Source organism: Maribacter sp. TH_r10 (assembly GCF_033101095.1).
GTDB classification, from domain to species: domain Bacteria; phylum Bacteroidota; class Bacteroidia; order Flavobacteriales; family Flavobacteriaceae; genus Maribacter_A; species Maribacter_A luteus.
Window position 1 is genome coordinate 264,487 of the sequence record NZ_JAWMPY010000003.1, and the last position, 20,547, is coordinate 285,033.

The following is a 20,547-nucleotide window of genomic DNA, read 5'->3' on the forward strand; positions in this document are numbered from 1 at the left end:
AAAAAGATACCTTTTTGAATAATGGTTGCGTGGTAAAGTTCAGTTACAACTCGAACACTTTACCATCTTCTGCCAACTCTACATTGGGAAAAATCTGCATGGCTTCTTCCTTAAACATTTCAATGGATTTATAACGGGTAGAATAGTGACCTAAAATCAATGTGCCTACTTCTGCTTTTAAGGCTATTGTAGCCGCTTCTTTTGCAGTGGCATGCTTGGTTTTGGTTGTCAAATGAGCTTCCGAATCCAAAAATGTTGACTCATGATATAAGGTATGTACCTTTTGTATTTGCCCTATGATTCGCGGTAGATAACTCGTATCGCTACAAAAGGCATAGCTTTTGGGTTTTGGGGGATCAAAAGTAAGGAGCTTATTCTGGATCAATTCGCCATTATCCAAAGTAATATTCTTGCCATTCTTGATATTTTGATAATAGCACTTGTCTATCTTATATTTCGCTACAGCTTCGATATTCAATTTTCGTTCCCCTAATTTCTCCCTAAAGAGATAACCATTGGTATACACCCGATGGTTCAAGGGTATCGTTTCTACGGTAATTTTTTCGTCCTCAAAAACAAGTTCAGGTTCTTTCGACGTTAATTCATGAAAGAGAAGTGGATAATTGGTCCATGAATCACCTAATTTAAGCATTAGGGTAATCACCTCCTTTATCCCTTTCGGTCCGTAAATATGTAACTCCTTATCGCGACCTAAAAGCCGGAAAGTAGAAATTAGTCCAGGTAGGCCAAAAAAGTGATCCCCATGAAGGTGCGAAATAAAAATATGGTTGATCCTGGAAAACTTGACCTTATGTTTTCGCAGTTGCACTTGCGTACCTTCACCACAATCTATCAATATCATATGGTTCTTTATTTCCAACACCTGTGCGGTCGGGTTGGTCAAAGTACGTGGTGTAGCTGCATAGCAACCAAGAATATGTAATTTCATAAATATTTAAAAAATGAAAGTTAAAGGTTTAAAAAGGAACTATTACCAATTATTACCTAATAATAATTAAAGTTCCAGATCGCGCTCTATTTCCTCCATTTCAATGATGTCTTTTGCTTCTTGTATGGTCGGCACCACACATAACTCCTCCGGAACTTCGTCAAAAGAAACCTTTTCGGTAGCCAATACAAAAGATTTTCCCGACTCCCTATGTAAGTTGGAAATAGGTAAAAATTCCAAAATATCACTTGAGGTAAGTTTTGAGAAAGAAAACAGGTTAAGGATTATATTGTCGTTCTTAAGCTTTGGATATCCTTTTTCAAGATTTTTTAAAAACTCCTTAATGGAAATATTTTCTTGGAATACGATGGTAGTGGTACCGTCCTTATCAAAAATCATATGCTTTTATTTTATTTTGGAAGCCAACAGATAAATAACAGCCATTCGTATGGCAACCCCATTTTCAACCTGGTTCAAGATAATAGATTGTTTTGAATCCGCAACATCACTTGTAATTTCGACCCCTCTATTTATCGGACCTGGGTGCATGATTACGATTTCTTTGTCCAATGAATCCAAAAAAGCTTTATTTACCCCAAATTGTTGGGTGTACTCCCTTGTTGTCGGGAAATAACTAATATCCAATCGTTCATTTTGTATTCGGAGCATATTCGCAACATCGCACCAGTTCAAGGCTTTCCTCAAATCGGTCTCAACCTCTACTCCCAATGATTCTATATGTTTGGGCATCAATGTCTTAGGTCCGCAGACTTTTACCTGTGCCCCCTGTAATTTTAAGGCGAAAATATTGGATAGGGCAACTCTGGAATGGAGTATATCACCTACGATCACAACTTTCTTACCGGCTACATCACCGAATTTCTCTCGGATTGAAAATGAATCCAGCAATGCCTGGGTAGGATGCTCATGTGCGCCATCACCGGCATTTACTATGGCCGCTTTCACATGTTTGGAAAGGAATATGCCTGCTCCTGGATTGGGGTGTCTCATGACCACCATATCCACTTTCATCGATAATATATTGTTCACCGTATCGATCAAGGTTTCCCCTTTCTTTACGGAAGACTGGCCCGCAGAGAAATTAATGACATCAGCAGAAAGTCGCTTTTCTGCCAACTCGAACGATAATTTTGTTCTTGTACTATTTTCAAAGAATATATTGGCTATAGTGATATCACGTAAAGAAGGTACCTTTTTTATAGAACGGTTAATGACTTCCTTAAAATGATCGGCGGTTTCAAAAATGAGCTGAATATCTTTCTCGTTGATATATTTAATACCCAGTAAGTGATTTACACTCAGTTCGCTCATTGTTTATTTATTTATCAGATATATTTGATCTTTACCGTCATTCTCCTCCCACATTACAACAACCTTTTCATTATTAATAGCATCTACTTGGCGCCCCCTATAAGTTGGTTGTATGGGTAAATGCCTACTGAAACGGCGATCTATCAGGGTCAACAGTTCTATTTCCGAAGGTCTTCCAAAAGATTGTATGGCGGTCAAAGCAGCTCGTATACTTCTTCCTGTATAAAGAACATCGTCGATTAATACCACTTTTTTATCCTCCACCAAAAAGTCGATTTTGGTCTGATTGGCCTCAAGTGGTTTATCTCCGCGCCTAAAGTCATCACGATAGAAAGTAATGTCCAAAAAGCCAACGTCTATCTTCTTAACCTTATATTCTTCCTTAAGTATCTTTGTAAGTCTTTCCGCTACGAACGTTCCCCGTGGCTGAATACCGATCAATACGGTTTCTGAAAAATCGAGATGATTTTCCAACAATTGACAAGCCAATCTATGTAAGATGATATTAATTTCTTTTGAAGAGAGTAGTACTTTTTGACTCATAGTAGGCCAGCAACACTTTTGTTAGACAAAAATAGGGAATTCTTGTAAATATTCGTTTATCAAAAGACAAACAAAAAAGCCCTGACAAATTTGTCAGGGCTTTTAATTTCCCGATTACACAGGAAGTTCTATTAAACAGGAGCTTATTACTTTTTAGAATTAGCTTCCATTTTATCTTTCAACGCTTGTAATGCTTCGTTAGCATCCCCTAAAGTAGGTTTAGCCTCATCAGCACTGGCGGCTTGTCTTTTGACCGCTGCCTTGACATTACGTTGTTCTTCTTCTCTAAAGATCGCGGTATGACTTGCAACAACTCGCTTAAAGTCTTTATTGAATTCAATGATCTTGAATTCAGCTTCTTCGCCTTTACCAACTTTCTTACCATCTTCTTTTTCCAAGTGACGTTGTGGAACAAATGCCGTGATATCCTCGTTAAAGTCTATCGTTGCACCTTTATCAACGATATCTGTAATGGCCGCTTTATGAACGGTACCAACTGCAAATTCGCTTTCGTATTTGTCCCATGGGTTCTCGGTAGTCTGTTTGTGACCTAAACTTAGTTTACGTCCTTCAACATCCAATTCCAATACTTCCACTTCCAATGTATCACCAACAGTTACAAATTCTGATGGGTGTTTAATTTTCTTGGTCCAAGAAAGATCAGAGATATAGATCAAACCGTCGATACCTTCTTCCAATTCCAAGAATACTCCGAAATTGGTAAAGTTTCTAACGATTCCTTTATGTCTAGATCCAACAGGGTATTTTGTAGTAATATCAGTCCATGGATCTGGTGTCAATTGCTTAATACCAAGTGACATTTTACGATCTTCACGATCCAAGGTCAATACTACAGCTTCAACCTCATCACCAACTTTTACGAAGTCTTGGGCTGAACGTAAGTGGGTAGACCATGACATTTCAGAAACGTGGATCAATCCTTCTACACCTTCAACAACCTCGATAAATGCACCGTAATCAGCTATAACTACAACTTTACCTTTTACTTTGTCACCTATTTTAATGTCTTCGCTCAAGGCATCCCAAGGATGTTTCTCCAATTGCTTAAGACCCAATTGGATTCTTGATTTGTTTTCATCAAAATCCAAGATAACAACATTCAATTTCTGATCTAGTTCAACAACCTCGTTCGGGTGGTTGATCCTACTCCATGAAAGGTCGGTAATATGTACAAGTCCATCAACACCTCCAAGGTCGATAAAGACACCGTAAGAAGTAATGTTCTTAACAACACCTTCAAGTACTTGACCTTTTTCAAGTTGACTGATGATTTCTTTTTTCTGTTCTTCAATATCAGCCTCGATAAGAGCTTTATGTGAAACAACAACGTTCTTGAATTCATGGTTGATCTTAACAACCTTGAATTCCATTGTTTTATTTACATACTGATCGTAATCCCTGATTGGCTTAACATCGATTTGAGAACCTGGTAAGAAAGCTTCGATCCCGAATACATCGACGATCATACCTCCTTTAGTTCTACATTTTACGAAACCACTAACGATTTCTTCCTTATCATGAGCTGCATTGACCCTATCCCAAGCCATAATGGTTCTGGCCTTTCTGTGCGAAAGTACCAATTGACCACTTTTATCTTCACGGATATCGATCAATACCTCTACCTTATCCCCTACTTTCAAGTCTGGGTTGTAACGAAATTCGTTCAAGGAGATAACGCCTTCTGATTTAGCGTTGATATCGATAATAGCTTCCCTATCGGTCAAGTACACTACGGTACCTTCAACAACCTCTTCATCTGCTGTATCGACAAAATTTTCGGCAACCAATGTTTCAAACTCTTGAAGTTTAGAGTCTTCTACACGTTCAATGCCTTGTTCGTACTTTTCCCAATCAAAATTTTCTAAAAACTCTTTAGGGTCCTGTACAGGTGTTTCCACCTTTGTTTCTTGAGTAGCTTCAGTAGTTTCTTCTACTGGATTTGTTGCTTTTTCTTCAGCCATTTGCTGATTTAAATTTGTATTCCGTAGTGCCACAAGAGTTAAACAATTACTACAGAAGATGTTATATGAATTTTTATTTTCCACCTCTTTCCTCTCGATTCTTTGTAAAAAAGGTGTGCAAAACTACGATTTTATTATGTATTAACAAACAATCAGAGCCCTTGGATTAGTGAAAATGGAGTATTTCATCCATTTTTTTCTAAAATATGGCATTAATTCTTATATTGTCCCTATAAATATTAACCGTAATTAAATTACAACTATGAGCGTTAAAGCAAAATATCAGCCAGTTTTAGATCTTGGCGAAGAATTATCCATCAAGGACGGAAACGTTACTGAAGAGAATGGCGTATTGAAAATTAAGGGCACGGCCAATACTCAATATGAAAAAAACCTTCTTTGGGATAAGATAAAGGAAATAGGAGGACAATCACCTTCTGATTTAAAAGCCAATATCACTGTTGCCGATGAATCCGTATTTCACAGACACACGGTCAAAAGTGGTGAATCTTTAAGTAAGATCGCAAAGCAATATTATGGCGACCCAATGAAATACAAACAAATATTCGAAGCAAACACCGGTATCTTAAAAAATCCGGATGTAATTCATCCTGATCAAGTATTGGTTATTCCAAACTTATAAGGCTAAGGTAACATATATTAAAAAAGACGTTCTAATGAACGTCTTTTTTTTGTTTGTCGATTACGCGATTCGCAAAATCCAAAATCCTAGAGAATTGGTCTTCCAACCCCATGTCACTATTATCGAACTCAATGGCATCATCCGCTTTTTTCAAGGGTGATATTTCCCGATGGGAATCAATATAATCCCTATGTTCCACATTCTTCAGGACCTCGCTATACTTTACTTCCTCTCCCTTATCCAATAACTCCTTGTACCTTCGCGTAGCTCTTTTTTCAGGGGAAGCCGTCATAAAGATCTTTAGTTCGGCATCAGGAAAAACAACCGTACCGATATCCCTACCATCCATAACTATGCCTTTCTCCAATCCCATTCTTTGTTGTATGGCCACCAATTTTTCACGCACCTCCTCAACAGTCGCTACCTGGCTTACCAATCTTGAGACTTCCATAGTCCTGATCTCACGCTCAACATTCTCGTCATTCAAGAACAATTCGGCAAAACCTAGGGTTTCATTATAAACAAAACGCAGGTCAATATTGTCCAAGGCAGCAATCAAGCCCTCCAAATCATTGGAAGTTTCACTAATAAAACCATTACGCATGGCATAAAGCGTTACACCCCTATACATGGCACCTGTGTCCACATAAATATAATTTAGGGCCTTGGCCAATTGCTTTGCAATAGTACTTTTACCCGTTGATGAATATCCATCGATCGCAATGGTGATTTTTTCCATACCTTAAAAATAAACAGAAAATCGGAAGCCTTAAAACATTAAAGCTTTTTTGCGTTTTTTACTTTTTGTTTTGTAATGGCCAGGTCTATAACCTCACTCATGTCAGTAACATAATGGAAGGTAAGTCCTTTTAGATAATCCTCTTTTATTTCCAAGATATCTTTCCTATTATCTTCACACAGGATGATCTCTTTGATCCTTGCCCTTTTTGCGGCTAAGATTTTTTCCTTGATACCCCCGACCGGAAGCACTTTTCCTCGTAAAGTAATCTCTCCCGTCATCGCCAAGCTTTTCTTTACCTTTCTTTGGGTAAACAAGGAAACCAAAGAAGTCAACATGGTTACACCCGCACTTGGACCATCTTTGGGCGTCGCCCCTTCAGGTACGTGAATATGCACATTGTATTTTGCGAAAACCGCAGGATCTATACCGAAATTTTCGGCGTTCGATTTTATATATTCCATCGCAATGGTGGCCGATTCTTTCATTACCTTACCTAAATTCCCGGTAATGTTCATCATCCCCTTACCTTTCGATAAGATAGATTCTATGAAAAGAATATCCCCTCCTACACTGGTCCATGCGAGTCCTGTTACCACTCCCGCTACATCATTGTTCTCGTACTTATCCCTTTCAAGACGGGCTGGCCCCAATATTTTCTCAACATCATCATTACTGATCTTAATATTGTATTCTTCCTCTATAGCAATTGATTTAGCAGCATAACGCACCATTTTAGCAATCTGTTTCTCCAGTGAACGCACACCCGATTCCCTGGTATACCCCTCTACGATTTTCTCCAATTGGGGTTTTCCTATTTTCAGGTCTTTCGCAGTTAATCCATGCTCTTTCAACTGTTTGGGCAACAAATGCCTTTTCGCAATTTCTACCTTTTCCTCTATCGTATACCCGGTAACATTGATGATCTCCATACGATCCCTTAAGGCAGGTTGTATGGTAGACAGAGTATTGGCAGTGGCTATGAACATAACCTTGGAGAGGTCATACCCCATTTCAAGGAAATTATCATGAAACGCACTGTTTTGTTCAGGATCCAATACTTCTAGCATCGCCGAAGAGGGATCCCCTTGATGGCTGCTGGCCAATTTATCGATTTCATCAAGGATAAACACCGGATTCGATGTTCCGGCTTTTTTGATACTCTGTATTATCCTACCTGGCATGGCACCAATATAGGTTTTACGGTGACCCCGAATCTCGGCCTCATCGCGTAATCCGCCCAATGACATACGAACATATTCCCTACCCAAGGCTTCGGCAACGGACTTGCCCAAAGAAGTTTTACCCACCCCTGGAGGACCGTACAAACAAAGTATGGGCGATTTCATATCGTTACGCAATTTAAGGACTGCCAAATACTCGATAATCCTTTTCTTTACGTCCTCGAGACCATAATGATCACGGTCCAATATTTTCTGGGCCCTTTTTAAATCGAATTTATCCTCAGAAAACTCATTCCATGGCAACTCAATAAACAGATCCAAATAATTTCTTTGGATGGAATATTCCGCCACCTGTGGATTCATCCGCTGTAATTTCGCCAATTCTTTCTCAAAATGATCGGCAACCTTGGCATTCCATTTCTTATCCTTGGCCTTTTCACGCATTTCACTTATTTCCTCATCATAGGAAACCCCTCCCAATTCTTCTTGGATGGTCTTCATTTGCTGATGCAGGAAATACTCCCTTTGCTGTTGGTCCATATCGCTCCTTACTTTGGATTGGATAACATTCTTCAATTCCAATTTCTGAAGCTCTATGTTCATATATTTCAATGTGGCCAATGCCCGATCCTTCAGGTTCCCGATTTCCAACAACTCCTGTTTTTCTTTTACATCGAGGTTTAAGTTCGAAGAAACGAAATTGATCAAGAACGAATTACTCTGGATATTCTTAATGGCAAAGGAGGCCTCACTCGGAATGTTAGGGTTGTCCTTTATGATTTTCAAGGCCAATTCCTTAACAGATTCAATAATGGCCAAAAACTCCTGACCGTCCTTATCTGGACGTTCCTCCAACGTTTCCCTAACCGTGGCCGTAATATAAGGCTCCTCGGTAAGTACTTCTGCAAGTTCGAACCGTTTTTTACCTTGTATAATAACCGTGGTATTCCCATCCGGCATTTGAAGTACCCTTAAAATACGGGCAACCGTACCAAGAGTGTGAATATCATTGATACCGGGATTCTCGGTTTGCTCATCTTTCTGTGCCACGACCCCAATTACCTTTGAACCGTTGTTGGCATCCTTGATCAATTTGATCGATTTATCCCTACCTGCGGTAATCGGAATCACCACCCCAGGAAACAAAACCGTATTTCGCAAAGGCAAGATAGGTAGGGTTTCCGGTAAACCTTCATTGTTCATTTCCTCTTCATCCTCAGGGGTCAATAACGGTATTAATTCGGCATCTTGGTCAATACCTTGCAAGGACATATTGTCAAAATTTAAAAAATTAGAATCTCCCATATTATATTTTCGGCCATTCTGTCATATATTCAACAGTAATAGGCATTTTTTGGTGTTTAAAAAAAATCTTATTTCGTCCAAAGCCATTGTTTTTAGGCTACAGCACGTTTCATTACTACCCTTAATGGGCAATTCCTGTGCCAACAGCCTTAAATATTTTCTTTAAACTGTAACATTGGGTAATTTAGGTCATCTTTAAAACAAATCGATCACTTTTTTGAGCCAAGTAAAAGAACATACTGATGATTTGATTCCATTGTGCCTAAAGGGAAACCAAAATGCCCAAATGGAAATTTACAATCGCTATTACAAAGCCATGTACAACACATCGGTGCGTATTGTGAAAGACAGTGCCGAAGCTGAAGATGTAATGCAAGAATCGTTTTTAAGCGCGTTTACGAAACTGCATACATTCAAAGGTGAAGTAACCTTTGGTTCTTGGTTAAAACGGATTGTCATCAACAACAGTATTTATCACTATCGAAAAAACCAAAAGAAAAATGAGGTTGCGTTAGATGATATATTGTACAAGGTCGAAGATAATGATGGAGTTGCTTCGGATCATGTGTTTACCGGACAGAAGGCTCAAAAAGTGATGGAAACCATGAAACGACTGAAAGATAATTACAGAATTTCTTTGACCTTATATTTAATAGAAGGGTATGATTATGAAGAAATAAGTGAAATAATGAATATAAGTTACGCCAATTGCCGAACAACGATTTCAAGGGCAAAGGAAAGTCTACGAAAAAAAATGATAAATGAGAATTAGATGGAAGACGATAAATTAAAAGAACTGTTCAAAGGTCTGGAAGGTACTTTCGACACGGAGGAACCCCAATATGGTCATCGGGAACGGTTCCTTAAAAAACTGGAACATTCCGAGAAGACAATCACCCTTAACAATAAGAAGAAGAATTGGTGGAGAACCTTATCGATTGCCGCTTCAATCGCCGTGCTTTGCCTTATTGCAATAGGCATATATTCAACAAAACCTTCTTTGGATGAACAAGTTGCGCAGATATCACCCGAAGTAAGTAATACCCAAGTTTATTTTGCAAGCCTTATAGAAGACCAGGTAAAACAACTTGAAAATGAAAGTTCCCCTGAAACACAAAGGATCATCAGTGACACCTTGGAACAATTGAAAAAGCTGGAAGCCAATTACAAACAATTGGAAACCGACCTGATCAATGGTGGTAATGACAAACTGATTCTAAGTGCAATGATAACCAACTTTCAAACACGGATAGACCTCCTGCAAGATGTCATCAATCAAATTGAAACAATTAAGAACTTAAAAAATCAGAACAATGCGAATATTACTATATAAATACGTAACGGTGCTTTTTTTCATAGCACCGATGATCCTTGCTGCCAACGATGGCAAACTTAGAGGAAAGTATTCCAAGGAAAAAACCATTAAAAAAGAGTACAATGTCAACTCGAATGCCCTTCTGAAAGTAAATAACAGCTATGGCAACCTAAATGTCATTTCTTGGGAAGAAAATCGAATTCTCATCGAGGTACATATCAAAACCAGTGGTAATAACGAAGAAAAGGTGCAAAAAAAATTAGACGATATTACCGTTGACTTTGAAGCCTCGAACGAAATGGTTTCCGCTAAGACCATCTTCAATAAAAACAAGAGTAGCTGGGGTTGGAACTGGGGCAATAGCAATGTGAACATGCAGATCAATTACACCATTAAATTACCTGTTAAAAACAGTGTTCACTTAGATAATGATTACGGTAATATTATTTTGGACCGCATTGACGGCCATGCCAAAATCAACTGTGATTATGGCCGATTGGAAATCGGGGAACTTCACGGAAGAAACAATTACCTGAATTTTGACTACACCTCCAAATCGAGTATAGGTTATATAAACAGTGGGGAGATCAAAGCCGATTATTCAGGTTTCACTATCGATAAAGCCGGCAACCTGAAAATCAACGCAGACTACACCAACTCTACCATACTTAGCATGGAGAACCTTCAATATTCCTGTGATTATGGGAATATAGAAGTCGGTGAAGCCCATAATGTAGATGGCAATGGGGATTATATCAATGTTAAACTAGGTACCGTTCACGGCAATGTGGATATAAATTCGGACTATGGTTCGTTACGGATAAACGATATGGCAGCAGATGCCGGCAACCTACATATAAGTTCTGACTATACCGGAATAAAAATTGGATACTCCCCACAATATTTCTTTGATTTTGAAATCCGGGCCGAGTACGCCGGTGTCAGTGGTAAAGATGATTTTGAAATTAACATTAGCACAGAAAAATCGAACAACCGTTATTATAAAGGTTACCATGGTACTCCCAACAGTGGTAATTCGGTCATGATCAATAGCGAATATGGGGGTATATCATTCAAAAGAAATTAAAATCAAAAACAAACTCAAGATTTAAAACATAAGTAATGAAAAAAATAGCACTATTCGGGTTAATCGCAATGTTCACATTTTCATGCTCTGCACAATGGGGCAAAAGAGTAAAAGGAAACGGTAATGTCGTTACCATAGACCGATCTACTGGAGATTATGACGGGATTGCCGTCTCAGGATGGTTTGACGTTGATCTCGTAGCGGGAAATGAAGGTGATATATCTTTAAGAGGAGAAGAGAACCTTTTGGAACATATTATCACAGAGGTGAAGGATGGCAAATTGGTCATTAAGGTAGAAAAAGGCATGAACTTAAAACCCTCATCTTGGAAAAACGGTATACTCATTACCGTACCTGTCGAAAGTATTAGTATGGTATCCCTTTCCGGTTCCGGTGATATAGTGGGTAAAACCACTATTGAAACCCGGGATTTTAAAACTTCAATGTCAGGCTCCGGGGATATTACCCTGGATATAGAGGCCAACAGCATTGATGCTTCAATGTCTGGTTCCGGCGACATCATGTTAAGTGGGTCTACGACCGATTTTGAAGCAACCATATCCGGTAGCGGTGATATAAAGGCGTATGAATTGGAGGCCGACAATGTAGATGCAACGGTTTCTGGGTCTGCCGACATAAAAGTAACAGCAAATAAAAGTTTAAAAGCACGTGTATCGGGTTCTGGCGATATCCACTATAAAGGAAATCCCGAAAAAGTCAATACAAAATCCTCCGGTTCCGGGGATATTACAAAAGCATAACTGTTTTCGAACAGGCACATCAAAAAGCGAATAACAATCATGTAGGAAGCCTCTTTTACAAAGGGGCTTTTTCTTTTGGCACCCGAAACAACAAAACAATACCCACCAAGAAAAATACAAATAGGAATAAAATCGCGTATCTCATGGTACTTATATGATCAACCAATGCGAATATGACCATTCCGATAACAATACCTATTTTTTCGGCCACATCATAAAAACTAAAATAAGAAGTGGTATCCTCAGTTTCGGGCAAAAACTTGGAGTAAGTTGATCTTGCCAATGCCTGAATACCACCCATTACCAAACCTACCAACCCCGCAGCTATATAAAATTGCATGGGCGTGATCATAAAATACGCATAAAAACAAAGGCATAACCATATAGAGTTCACCACGATCAAGGTCCTAATATTACCGAATTTATCCGAAGCCCTTGAAGTGACCACGGCACCGACAACGGCCACAAGTTGTATTACCAATATGCTTATGATTAACCCTGTCGTTTTTTCAGAATCGGTGGCCCAAGCAATTTCCTTCTCCCCAAAATAAACCGCCATGAGCATAATGGTCTGTACCGCCATACTAAAAACGAAAAATGCCCCTAGATAACGTTTCAACCTCAAATTTTGCTTCAACTGCTTCCAAACGGCTTGCAGTTCTCGAAAGCCGTTAAGGAATACGTTTTTAGTAATCTTATGCCCACTGGACACCCCTTTTGGAAGCACATAAAAGGTATACTGACTAAATAATATCCACCATAATCCCACGGTGATGAACGAAACTTTCATGGCCTTAATCTTGGCCATTCCCAATTCTTGCTCCGTAGTCCCGATATCAAAGCCAAACCATTCCGGTTTCATTACCATTGCCAAATTAACCAACAATAAGAGCACACTACCTATATAACCTAATGAAAAACCTTTGGCGCTAATACGGTCTTGTTGGTCTTCAAAAGCAATATCGGGCAGATAAGAATTATAAAACACCAAACTCCCCCAGTACCCAATTAACCCCATAAAATAGAACAGCAGGCTCAGATGTATACTCTCAATACTGAACCAATATAATCCTATACAGCCCATACCACCCACATAACAGAAAAACTTCATAAAACTCTTCTTATTCCCCACATAATCAGCAATTCCTGATAAAATAGGTGATAGGATTGCGACCATTAAGAAAGTAAAAGCCGTAATGATTGAAATTAAAACGGTTTGCTTCATTTCAAATCCAAAAGCGGATACAAGCTGTTCTTTGGAAGAAAAAAGTGCAGAATAATAAATCGGAAATATCGAGGAGGCTATCGTTAAGGTATATACTGAATTTGCCCAATCATAAAAGGCCCATGCATTCAATAGCTTTTTGCTGCCCTTTTGGGCCAATGTTCTAGTCATATATAAAAATAAAAGCTGTCCCTTTTAAGAACAGCTTTCAATATACAATTATTACATAAAACCTTTAACGGATTATTCAAAAGAAGTAACCCCGAATTTAATCGCCTCTTGTTTGGCTGCGGGAGCCCATTCCGTTAAATTGGCAATCCTAGTATCGTTCGATGGGTGTGTACTTAGAAATTCCGGTGGGGCTTGGCCGCCACTATTGGCTTTCATTCTTTTCCAAAGTTCGGCAGCTTCTGATGGGTCATAACCGGCAATGGCCATGATCTGCAAGCCTATTCTATCGGCTTCGGTCTCATGACTTCTACTAAAAGGCAATATTAACCCTATAGAGGAACCTAGCCCATATGCCTGATTGAACATATTCCTTTTCTGCTCATCCTGGATAGCCACATTCCCTGCTACCGCACCTAATTGCTGCAAGGTCCCGGCGCTCATACGTTGGGCACCATGATCCGCCAATGCATGGGCGACTTCATGACCCATAACTACTGCAATCCCGGTTTCTGTCTGTGTAATAGGCAATATTCCGGTATAAAAAACAATTTTACCTCCTGGCATACACCAAGCGTTAACCGTTTCATCATTTACCAAGTTATATTCCCATTTATAATCACTTAAATAACCTGGATAACCGTTGGCCGTCAACCATCTTTCCGCAGCAGAAGAAATACGTTGTCCCACCTTTGTGATCATTCGGGCTTCCGGAGTATCCTCAACAACATTATTCTCGGTCAAAAATTGATCATATTGGGCAAAAGCCGTTGGAAAAATTTGACTGTTCGGGTAAAAGTTCAATACTTTCTTACCCGTAAAGGGATTTACTTTGCAAGCTGCCACTCCCATAAAAATGGCAATAATCAATAGAAATTTTTTCATTTTATTATAGTGTTTAGTATAGTTAAAATACAAAAAATTATTATCCCTTAATGATCACTTGCGTAAAATCCTTACAAATCTCTATAACATCGTTACCGTTCGGCTTCACCTCATTCAATGGCACTTCTTCATTATCTACCTCTACCGATTCAATTGCAAAAGGCAAACCATGCAAGTTGATCCTAAAAGAATCATAGGAAGTCATGAAGGCTCCGTCTTTAAATTGCTGAATGACCAGACTATTCTCTTTGCCATTCATTTTAAAACTCCTTAGGCTAAAATCCCCTTTGTTATAGTCATACCCATCTTGAGCATCTTCATAAACTGTAGAACTCTCTGTTCCCAATTTAAAATACACCTCTAGATCCAACTTTTCTATAACCAGTTCCCCAACGTACTGCTGTACTGGGAATTTAGGAATTATCGCACCTTCCTTAATAAACAAGGGTATTACATCTATATCAGCTTCTACCCACTGCTCTTTTCCTCCTTTTACAATATTGTCATCCCAATAATTGTACCATTTTCCTCTCGGAATGTACATTCGCCTTCCTTGGGCATTTGGTTCTTGTACCGGGCATACCAAAATATGATCCCCAAAAATGAACTCGTCGGTCCTAAAATGGGTCTGTGTGTCTTCTTGATCAAAATAGACCAAAGGCTTCAACATGGGCTCCCCGAATTTCGAATATTTCCAGAACATAGTGTACAGATAAGGAAGGAGTTGATATCTCAATTCAATATACTTCCTAACTATATCGGTAACATCAGTATCAAAAGACCAAGGTTCTTGGTCACCATGATCGCCACTTGAATGCACACGGCAAAAAGGGTGGAAAACACCTAATTGGATCCAGCGGGCAAAAAGTTCACCGTTCGGTTGTTCGGCAAACCCACCGATATCGGAACCAACGAATGACATGCCGCTCATACACATACGCTGTACCTGAACATTGGCCAACCATAAATGTTCCCACGTCGCCACATTATCACCTGTCCATGTAGAAGAATAACGTTGTGTCCCCGCATAGGCAGCCCTTGTAATCACGAACGGTCTTTTTGGGTATACATACTTTTTAATACCTTCATAAGTGGCCCTCACCATTTGCATGCCATAGATATTATGCGCTTTTCGATGGGTGCAAGGGTGACCGTCATAATTGTGCCGAGTATCCAGTGGCGCCGTTTTCGTAGGCACCTCCATCACGGCAGGTTCGTTCATATCGTTCCAAACGGCATGAACCCCTAATTCTGACATAAATTCTTTATATAATTCTGCCCACCATTCACGAACTTCAGGATTCGTAAAATCGGGAAAATGACATTCGCCCGGCCATACTTTCCCTTTCATATAAGGGCCATCACCACGCTTACAGAAGTAATCTTCTTCCATAGCTTCCTGATATACCCAGTAATCCTTATCTATTTTGATTCCCGGATCGATCATTACAACGGTTTTGAAACCATCTTCATTCAGTTCTGCCATCATCCGCTTAGGATCAGGAAACTTTTTCTTGTCCCATGTAAAACATCGGAATCCGTCCATATAATCAATATCCAAATACAAAGCATCACAAGGAATTCTCAATTCGCGAAACTTAGCGGCCAATGCCTTAACATTACTTTCCGGGAAATAACTCCATTTGGATTGGTGGTACCCCATAGCCCACATCGGTGGTAGTTCGGGTGTTCCGGTAAGGTTGGTATAGGCCTTTACTACCTTTGACATTTCGGGTCCATAAAAAAAGTAGTAGTTCATTTCGCCACCATCTGCCCAAAAGCTCGTCACATTCCTTCGTTCATGGGCGAAATCAAAATAAGACCTAAAGGTATTATCAAAGAAAATACCGTAAGCCTGATTCTTATGTAATCCTATATAAAAAGGTATTGCCTTGTACAATGGGTCCTGGTCCTTACCATAGGCATATTGATCCATACACCAATTATTTACCCTTTTACCTTTAAGGTTAGAGTGGGTAGCCTTGTCACCCATGCCAAAATAGCTTTCCGCATTTTGGGTGATTTTGCTCATTTTTACGGTATTGCCACCATACTCATAGTTTTCTTCCCAATGAAAGCCAATTTCATCTTCATTGATGATATTGCCTTCATGATCGGAAATCTGAATACGCATGGTCAACTTATCTACCAACACCTTTAATTTGGTGGTAGTGATCAAATAATAGGATTCTTCCTCGGATACCTCCAAATCTCCATATCCCCTACTTGCATCTTCACTTATGGCGTATGAAAAATCGGGTTCAAAAACATTTTCAGTCGCATATCTAAAACGCAGTGCGCTATTTCGTAAAACCGTAATTTGTAAGATGACACCATTCTCAGAGGTGAAATTGAATTTATCAACATCTTGATTAAAGCTTATTATTTGGTTTGGATAAAGGTTTCCTTTATACTCAAGCTCTGTATTTGTAATCATAATATTCAAATTTAAAAGCGCGACAAAATACGCATATTACCATGTAATTGCGAAATGATATACGACCAATTGTCAACAATTGCGATATAATCGAAAAGAATTATTGAAAAATAACGATTCCCAAAGGCGGAATTGTTATTTCAATAGAATTATCATATCCGTGCCACGGTTCATTTTCTGTAGTTACCGACATTTTTTTAGAACCGGCACCACCGTACTTTTTGGAGTCACTATTGAATATCTGTTTTAAAGTACCCGTTTTGGGAACACCTACTCGATACTTTGTTCTTGGTACGGGGGTAAAATTGGCCGCAATGACCAGATCGTCCTCTTGGTTATGCCCCTTCCTGATATAAGTTAAAACGGAGTTTTCGGCATCTCCATAATCGATCCACTGAAAACCTTCCTGACTGAACTGCTTTTCATATAGGGCAGGATAAGACTTATAAATGTTGTTCAGATCCTTGATCAATTCCTGAATGCCTGAATGTAATTCGTACTGGGTCAAATGCCAATCCAGACTTTGGTTGTAATTCCATTCGGATGACTGCCCGAACTCACCTCCCATGAATATTAAATTAGCACCTGGGTGGGTGAACATATAACTGTACAATAAACGTAGATTGGCAAATTGTTGCCATTCATCGCCCGGCATTTTATATAATAAGGAACGTTTGCCATAGACAACCTCATCGTGCGAAAACGGAAGCATAAAATTTTCTGTAAACGCATAGGTCATGCTAAAGGTAAGGTCGTTCTGATGATGCTTTCTATAAATGGGTTCTTTCTTAAAGTATTCCAAGGTATCGTGCATCCAACCCATCATCCATTTCATCCCAAAACCCAAACCGCCCATATGAACAGGTTTGGAGACCATTGAAAATGAGGTGGATTCCTCTGCGATGGTCTGTACCCCTGGGAAATTACCATAAACGGTCTCGTTCAATTCACGGATAAATGAAATAGCCTCTAGGTTTTCATTGTTACCATAGATATTCGGTTCCCATTCCCCTTCTTCCCTAGAATAATCTAAATAAAGCATTGATGCCACGGCATCTACCCGTAAACCATCAACATGGTATTGATCCAACCAGAACAATGCGTTACTGATCAAGAATGCCCTTACTTCGTTTCTACCATAGTTGAAGATAAGACTTTTCCAATCTGGATGGTATCCTTTTCTACGATCGGGATGCTCATATAAATGAGACCCATCGAAAAACCCAAGTCCATGGGCATCTTCAGGAAAATGGGACGGTACCCAATCCAAAATAACCCCTATTCCTGCTTGATGCAATTTATCGACCAGTTGTTTAAATTCATCCGGAGTTCCAAAACGTGATGTTGGGGCAAAATAACCGGTAAGTTGATAACCCCATGAAGGATCAAAAGGGTATTCCATAATGGGCATGAACTCTACATGGGTAAAACCCATTTCATTCACATATTTTACCAATTCTTCCCCTAATTCGGTATAATTCAGAAAATCATTGTTCTCTTTTCTTTTCCATGAACCCAAGTGTACTTCATAAACGGAGTATGGTTTATCCAAGGCATTTTTATCTCCCCTTGTATCCATCCAATTCCCATCTTGCCATGAGTAATCACCTTCCCAAACCACTGATGCGGTTTTTGGAGGATGTTCACAAAGTCTTGCAAAAGGATCCGCCTTTTCCGTTGCAATTCCGAAATTATTGGATAATATATAATATTTATAAAGTGTTCCCGGGCCAAGTTCAGGTATAAAACCTTCCCAAATACCACTACCATCCCAACGAACGTTCAATTCATGTGACTTGCCTTGCCATCCATTGAAGTCACCTACTACGGATACGGATTTGGCCGTAGGGGCCCAAACTGCGAAATAAGTTCCTTTTTCCCCATTTAGTTCCATAGGGTGTGAACCTAATTTCTCATACAGTCTAAAATGTTTGCCTGCTTTGAATAAATCGATATCAAATTCGGAAAAAAGAGAATGTACAATAACTTTCGACATAGTAAGGTTATATTTTAGGACAAAGCTAATCAACTTTGAATTAAGTGATACGGATTAAAGGATTTACTTTATTCCTTCACAAATTAGTTATATAAAAATAAGGAGAAAATAAAAAGTGGAACGCTTTTTGAAACAATACCTATATCTATCTAGTTGAAACAAACAATTAAAACCATAATTATGAGAAAAATCAGTTTAATACTCGGAGCATTTTTATCCTTATTCATTATTTCCTGTGAAGGTCCTGAAGGCCCTCCGGGGTATGATGGTTACGATGGCAGAGATGGACAAGATGGTGAAGACGGAGTGAATATATTGGGAACCGTCATAGATATACAAGGTGATTTTGTAGCTGACGATTATAGCATTTTTTATGAATTCCCGCAGACCGTAGAGGTTTTTGAGAGTGATGTTGTACTCGTTTATATACTTTGGGACCAAACTGAGGATGGCAATGGTGACCCCGTAGATATATGGAGACTTTTACCCCAAACCCGATTATTGGACCAAGGTATTTTACAATACAATTATGATTATACCTTTTTTGATGTAAATATATTTCTAGAGGCTGATTTTGACCTAGGGACTTTACCTGCAGGAGATACCGATGACCAAGTTTTCAGGATCGCTGTTTTACCTGCCGACCTAGCTCAAGGCTCAAGACTTGATCGTTCAAATATCAATGCGGTTATGAGCCTAATGGGTGCTTCCGAATTAGACGTGCAAAAAATTGCTTTAGATTAATTTCTTAAAACTTTACCCCCCCACAAACCCGCTTTTGTAAAGCGGGTTTTTTTTTGCCCTTCATTTAAAAGCGTAATTAACAAAACCTTAAAGCCTGAACAACGGCGATATTCTTATTTTTGAAAGGATGGTTGACATCTATCGACTAAAACCAAAAAGAATATGAAGAGATTATTTATCGGTCTAGTAATTCTACTCGTCGGCTGCAAAGGCAATTCACAGGAAAAACCGGTTTCGGAAGAGACAGCTTATTCAGTTAAGAAAACCGATACACAATGGCGAAAAGAACTTTCCGATCTTCAGTATTATGTGTTACGAAAGGCGGGCACCGAACCTGCAGGCAGCAGTGAATTATTGAACAATAAAAAGAAAGGCGTTTATGTTTGTGCCGCCTGTGGCACTGAACTTTTTATGAGCGAACACAAATACGATTCCGGTTCGGGATGGCCAAGTTTTGACCGTGAGATCAAAGGCAATGTAGCCTTTGATGTGGATTATAAAATAGGATATAAACGTACCGAGGAACATTGTGCGGTCTGTGGAGGTCACTTAGGCCACGTTTTTAACGATGGCCCTCGAGAAACGACCGGACAAAGACATTGTATAAATGGGGCTGCATTAAAATTTATTCCATCTGAAAAGTAAAAAACTGATATTTGGTTTAAATGGACTTTCCTACGAATTATCTAGATAGTGCACTTTTCGAATTCCGTCGCTATAAGACCATGGGGGACAAAACCTTTGCCCAACTAGACGAAGCGGATATTCTTTGGAAATATCATAGGGATGACAATAGCATTTCACAAATCGTTAAGCACATTTCAGGGAACATGTTGAGTAGATGGACGAATTTCCTAACCGAGGACGGCGAAAAGCCTTGGCGAAACAGAGACACCGAATTCGAAGACCCGTTCATCACAAAAGCAGAAATGATCGCAGGATGGGAAAAAGGTTGGGACTGCATTTTCAATGCCCTTGCAAGCATAAATCCCGATAATTTCAATAGCCTTATAAAAATACGTAATGAAGAACACACCATTGTAGAAGCCGTAAACCGTCAATTGGGCCATTACGCCAACCATGTGGGACAAATAGTACTTTTAGGCAAAATGATCAAAGGTGATCATTGGGTTTCGTTATCCATACCAAAAGGTGGATCGGCACTGTTTAATAAGGAAAAATTCAATTCTTAACTTCTCTAGTATATCGAATATACTACCAATCTATCATTGACATCCCAATTTGTTATTTT

The 20,547-nt window shown here is 39.2% G+C and carries 19 protein-coding genes; 8 read left to right on the forward strand and 11 right to left on the reverse strand.

Features of this window, described 5'->3' with window-relative positions; translation table 11 throughout:
* Nucleotides 1–43 precede the first annotated feature (43 nt).
* The 5 genes from R3X28_RS10435 to rpsA form a co-directional block, all read right to left on the reverse strand.
* A complete protein-coding gene (locus R3X28_RS10435) occupies nt 44–949 on the reverse strand; it encodes a ribonuclease Z (protein WP_317664211.1) in 906 nt (301 codons plus the stop codon).
* Between the two features lie 66 nt (nt 950–1,015).
* Nucleotides 1,016–1,348 carry a ribonuclease Z gene (locus tag R3X28_RS10440; protein WP_154368310.1) on the reverse strand — a complete coding sequence of 111 codons (333 nt, stop codon included), beginning with the start codon at nt 1,346–1,348 and terminating at the stop codon, nt 1,016–1,018.
* Between the two features lie 6 nt (nt 1,349–1,354).
* Nucleotides 1,355–2,281, reverse strand: a complete 927-nt coding sequence (locus R3X28_RS10445; RefSeq protein WP_154368311.1) for an aspartate carbamoyltransferase catalytic subunit — start codon at nt 2,279–2,281, stop codon at nt 1,355–1,357.
* Between the two features lie 3 nt (nt 2,282–2,284).
* Entirely contained in the window at nt 2,285–2,824 is a 540-nt protein-coding gene (pyrR, locus tag R3X28_RS10450) for a bifunctional pyr operon transcriptional regulator/uracil phosphoribosyltransferase PyrR (RefSeq protein WP_154368313.1), read from the reverse strand.
* Between the two features lie 146 nt (nt 2,825–2,970).
* Nucleotides 2,971–4,806 carry a 30S ribosomal protein S1 gene (gene rpsA, locus R3X28_RS10455; RefSeq protein WP_154368315.1) on the reverse strand — a complete coding sequence of 612 codons (1,836 nt, stop codon included), beginning with the start codon at nt 4,804–4,806 and terminating at the stop codon, nt 2,971–2,973.
* Nucleotides 4,807–5,068: 262 nt separating this feature from the next.
* Between rpsA and R3X28_RS10460 the strand changes: the two genes are divergently transcribed.
* On the forward strand, nt 5,069–5,449 hold the full coding sequence (locus tag R3X28_RS10460) for a LysM peptidoglycan-binding domain-containing protein (protein WP_154368317.1): 381 nt from the start codon (nt 5,069–5,071) through the stop codon (nt 5,447–5,449).
* 31 nt (nt 5,450–5,480) lie between these two features.
* On the opposite strand, the gene cmk is transcribed toward R3X28_RS10460, so the two are convergent.
* Nucleotides 5,481–6,188 (reverse strand): (d)CMP kinase, encoded by a 708-nt coding sequence (cmk, locus tag R3X28_RS10465; protein ID WP_282056233.1) that lies wholly within the window; start codon nt 6,186–6,188, stop codon nt 5,481–5,483.
* Between the two features lie 38 nt (nt 6,189–6,226).
* Nucleotides 6,227–8,677, reverse strand: a complete 2,451-nt coding sequence (lon, locus tag R3X28_RS10470; RefSeq protein ID WP_154368322.1) for an endopeptidase La — start codon at nt 8,675–8,677, stop codon at nt 6,227–6,229.
* A gap of 217 nt (nt 8,678–8,894) precedes the next feature.
* Here lon and R3X28_RS10475 point away from each other — a divergent pair, with 217 nt between their 5' ends.
* From R3X28_RS10475 to R3X28_RS10490, 4 genes are read left to right on the forward strand one after another with little or no spacing between them, the layout of a single operon-like run.
* Nucleotides 8,895–9,449: an RNA polymerase sigma factor gene (locus tag R3X28_RS10475; RefSeq protein ID WP_154368324.1), complete on the forward strand. Its 555-nt coding sequence runs from the start codon at nt 8,895–8,897 to the stop codon at nt 9,447–9,449.
* The gene (locus tag R3X28_RS10480; protein WP_317664212.1) at nt 9,450–10,010 is read left to right on the forward strand and encodes a hypothetical protein; all 561 of its coding nucleotides are present in this window, start codon (nt 9,450–9,452) and stop codon (nt 10,008–10,010) included. It abuts the gene before it with no gap.
* Nucleotides 9,991–11,079, forward strand: coding sequence for a hypothetical protein (locus R3X28_RS10485; protein ID WP_317664213.1), 1,089 nt, complete (start codon nt 9,991–9,993; stop codon nt 11,077–11,079). Before R3X28_RS10480 ends, R3X28_RS10485 begins: the two co-directional genes overlap by 20 nt.
* Nucleotides 11,080–11,114: 35 nt before the next feature.
* Nucleotides 11,115–11,840 (forward strand): head GIN domain-containing protein, encoded by a 726-nt coding sequence (locus R3X28_RS10490; protein WP_282056227.1) that lies wholly within the window; start codon nt 11,115–11,117, stop codon nt 11,838–11,840.
* Between the two features lie 55 nt (nt 11,841–11,895).
* Here the strand turns inward: R3X28_RS10490 and R3X28_RS10495 are convergent, their stop codons facing one another.
* From R3X28_RS10495 to glgB, 4 genes are all read right to left on the reverse strand, one after another.
* Entirely contained in the window at nt 11,896–13,236 is a 1,341-nt protein-coding gene (locus R3X28_RS10495; RefSeq protein WP_317664214.1) for an MFS transporter, read from the reverse strand.
* 72 nt (nt 13,237–13,308) lie between these two features.
* On the reverse strand, nt 13,309–14,118 hold the full coding sequence (locus R3X28_RS10500; RefSeq protein ID WP_154368335.1) for a M48 family metallopeptidase: 810 nt from the start codon (nt 14,116–14,118) through the stop codon (nt 13,309–13,311).
* 40 nt (nt 14,119–14,158) lie between these two features.
* Nucleotides 14,159–16,555: a glycoside hydrolase family 31 protein gene (locus R3X28_RS10505; protein WP_154368338.1), complete on the reverse strand. Its 2,397-nt coding sequence runs from the start codon at nt 16,553–16,555 to the stop codon at nt 14,159–14,161.
* A 100-nt stretch (nt 16,556–16,655) separates the two neighbouring features.
* Nucleotides 16,656–18,551 (reverse strand): 1,4-alpha-glucan branching protein GlgB, encoded by a 1,896-nt coding sequence (gene glgB / locus R3X28_RS10510; protein WP_317664215.1) that lies wholly within the window; start codon nt 18,549–18,551, stop codon nt 16,656–16,658.
* A gap of 180 nt (nt 18,552–18,731) precedes the next feature.
* On the opposite strand from glgB, the gene R3X28_RS10515 reads away from it, so the two are divergent.
* From R3X28_RS10515 to R3X28_RS10525, 3 genes are all read left to right on the forward strand, one after another.
* The gene (locus R3X28_RS10515) at nt 18,732–19,295 is read left to right on the forward strand and encodes a collagen-like protein (protein WP_154368342.1); all 564 of its coding nucleotides are present in this window, start codon (nt 18,732–18,734) and stop codon (nt 19,293–19,295) included.
* Between the two features lie 162 nt (nt 19,296–19,457).
* Nucleotides 19,458–19,940, forward strand: a complete 483-nt coding sequence (gene msrB / locus R3X28_RS10520; RefSeq protein ID WP_317664216.1) for a peptide-methionine (R)-S-oxide reductase MsrB — start codon at nt 19,458–19,460, stop codon at nt 19,938–19,940.
* A gap of 20 nt (nt 19,941–19,960) precedes the next feature.
* Entirely contained in the window at nt 19,961–20,488 is a 528-nt protein-coding gene (locus tag R3X28_RS10525) for a DUF1572 domain-containing protein (RefSeq protein WP_317664217.1), read from the forward strand.
* Nucleotides 20,489–20,547: the final 59 nt, after the last annotated feature.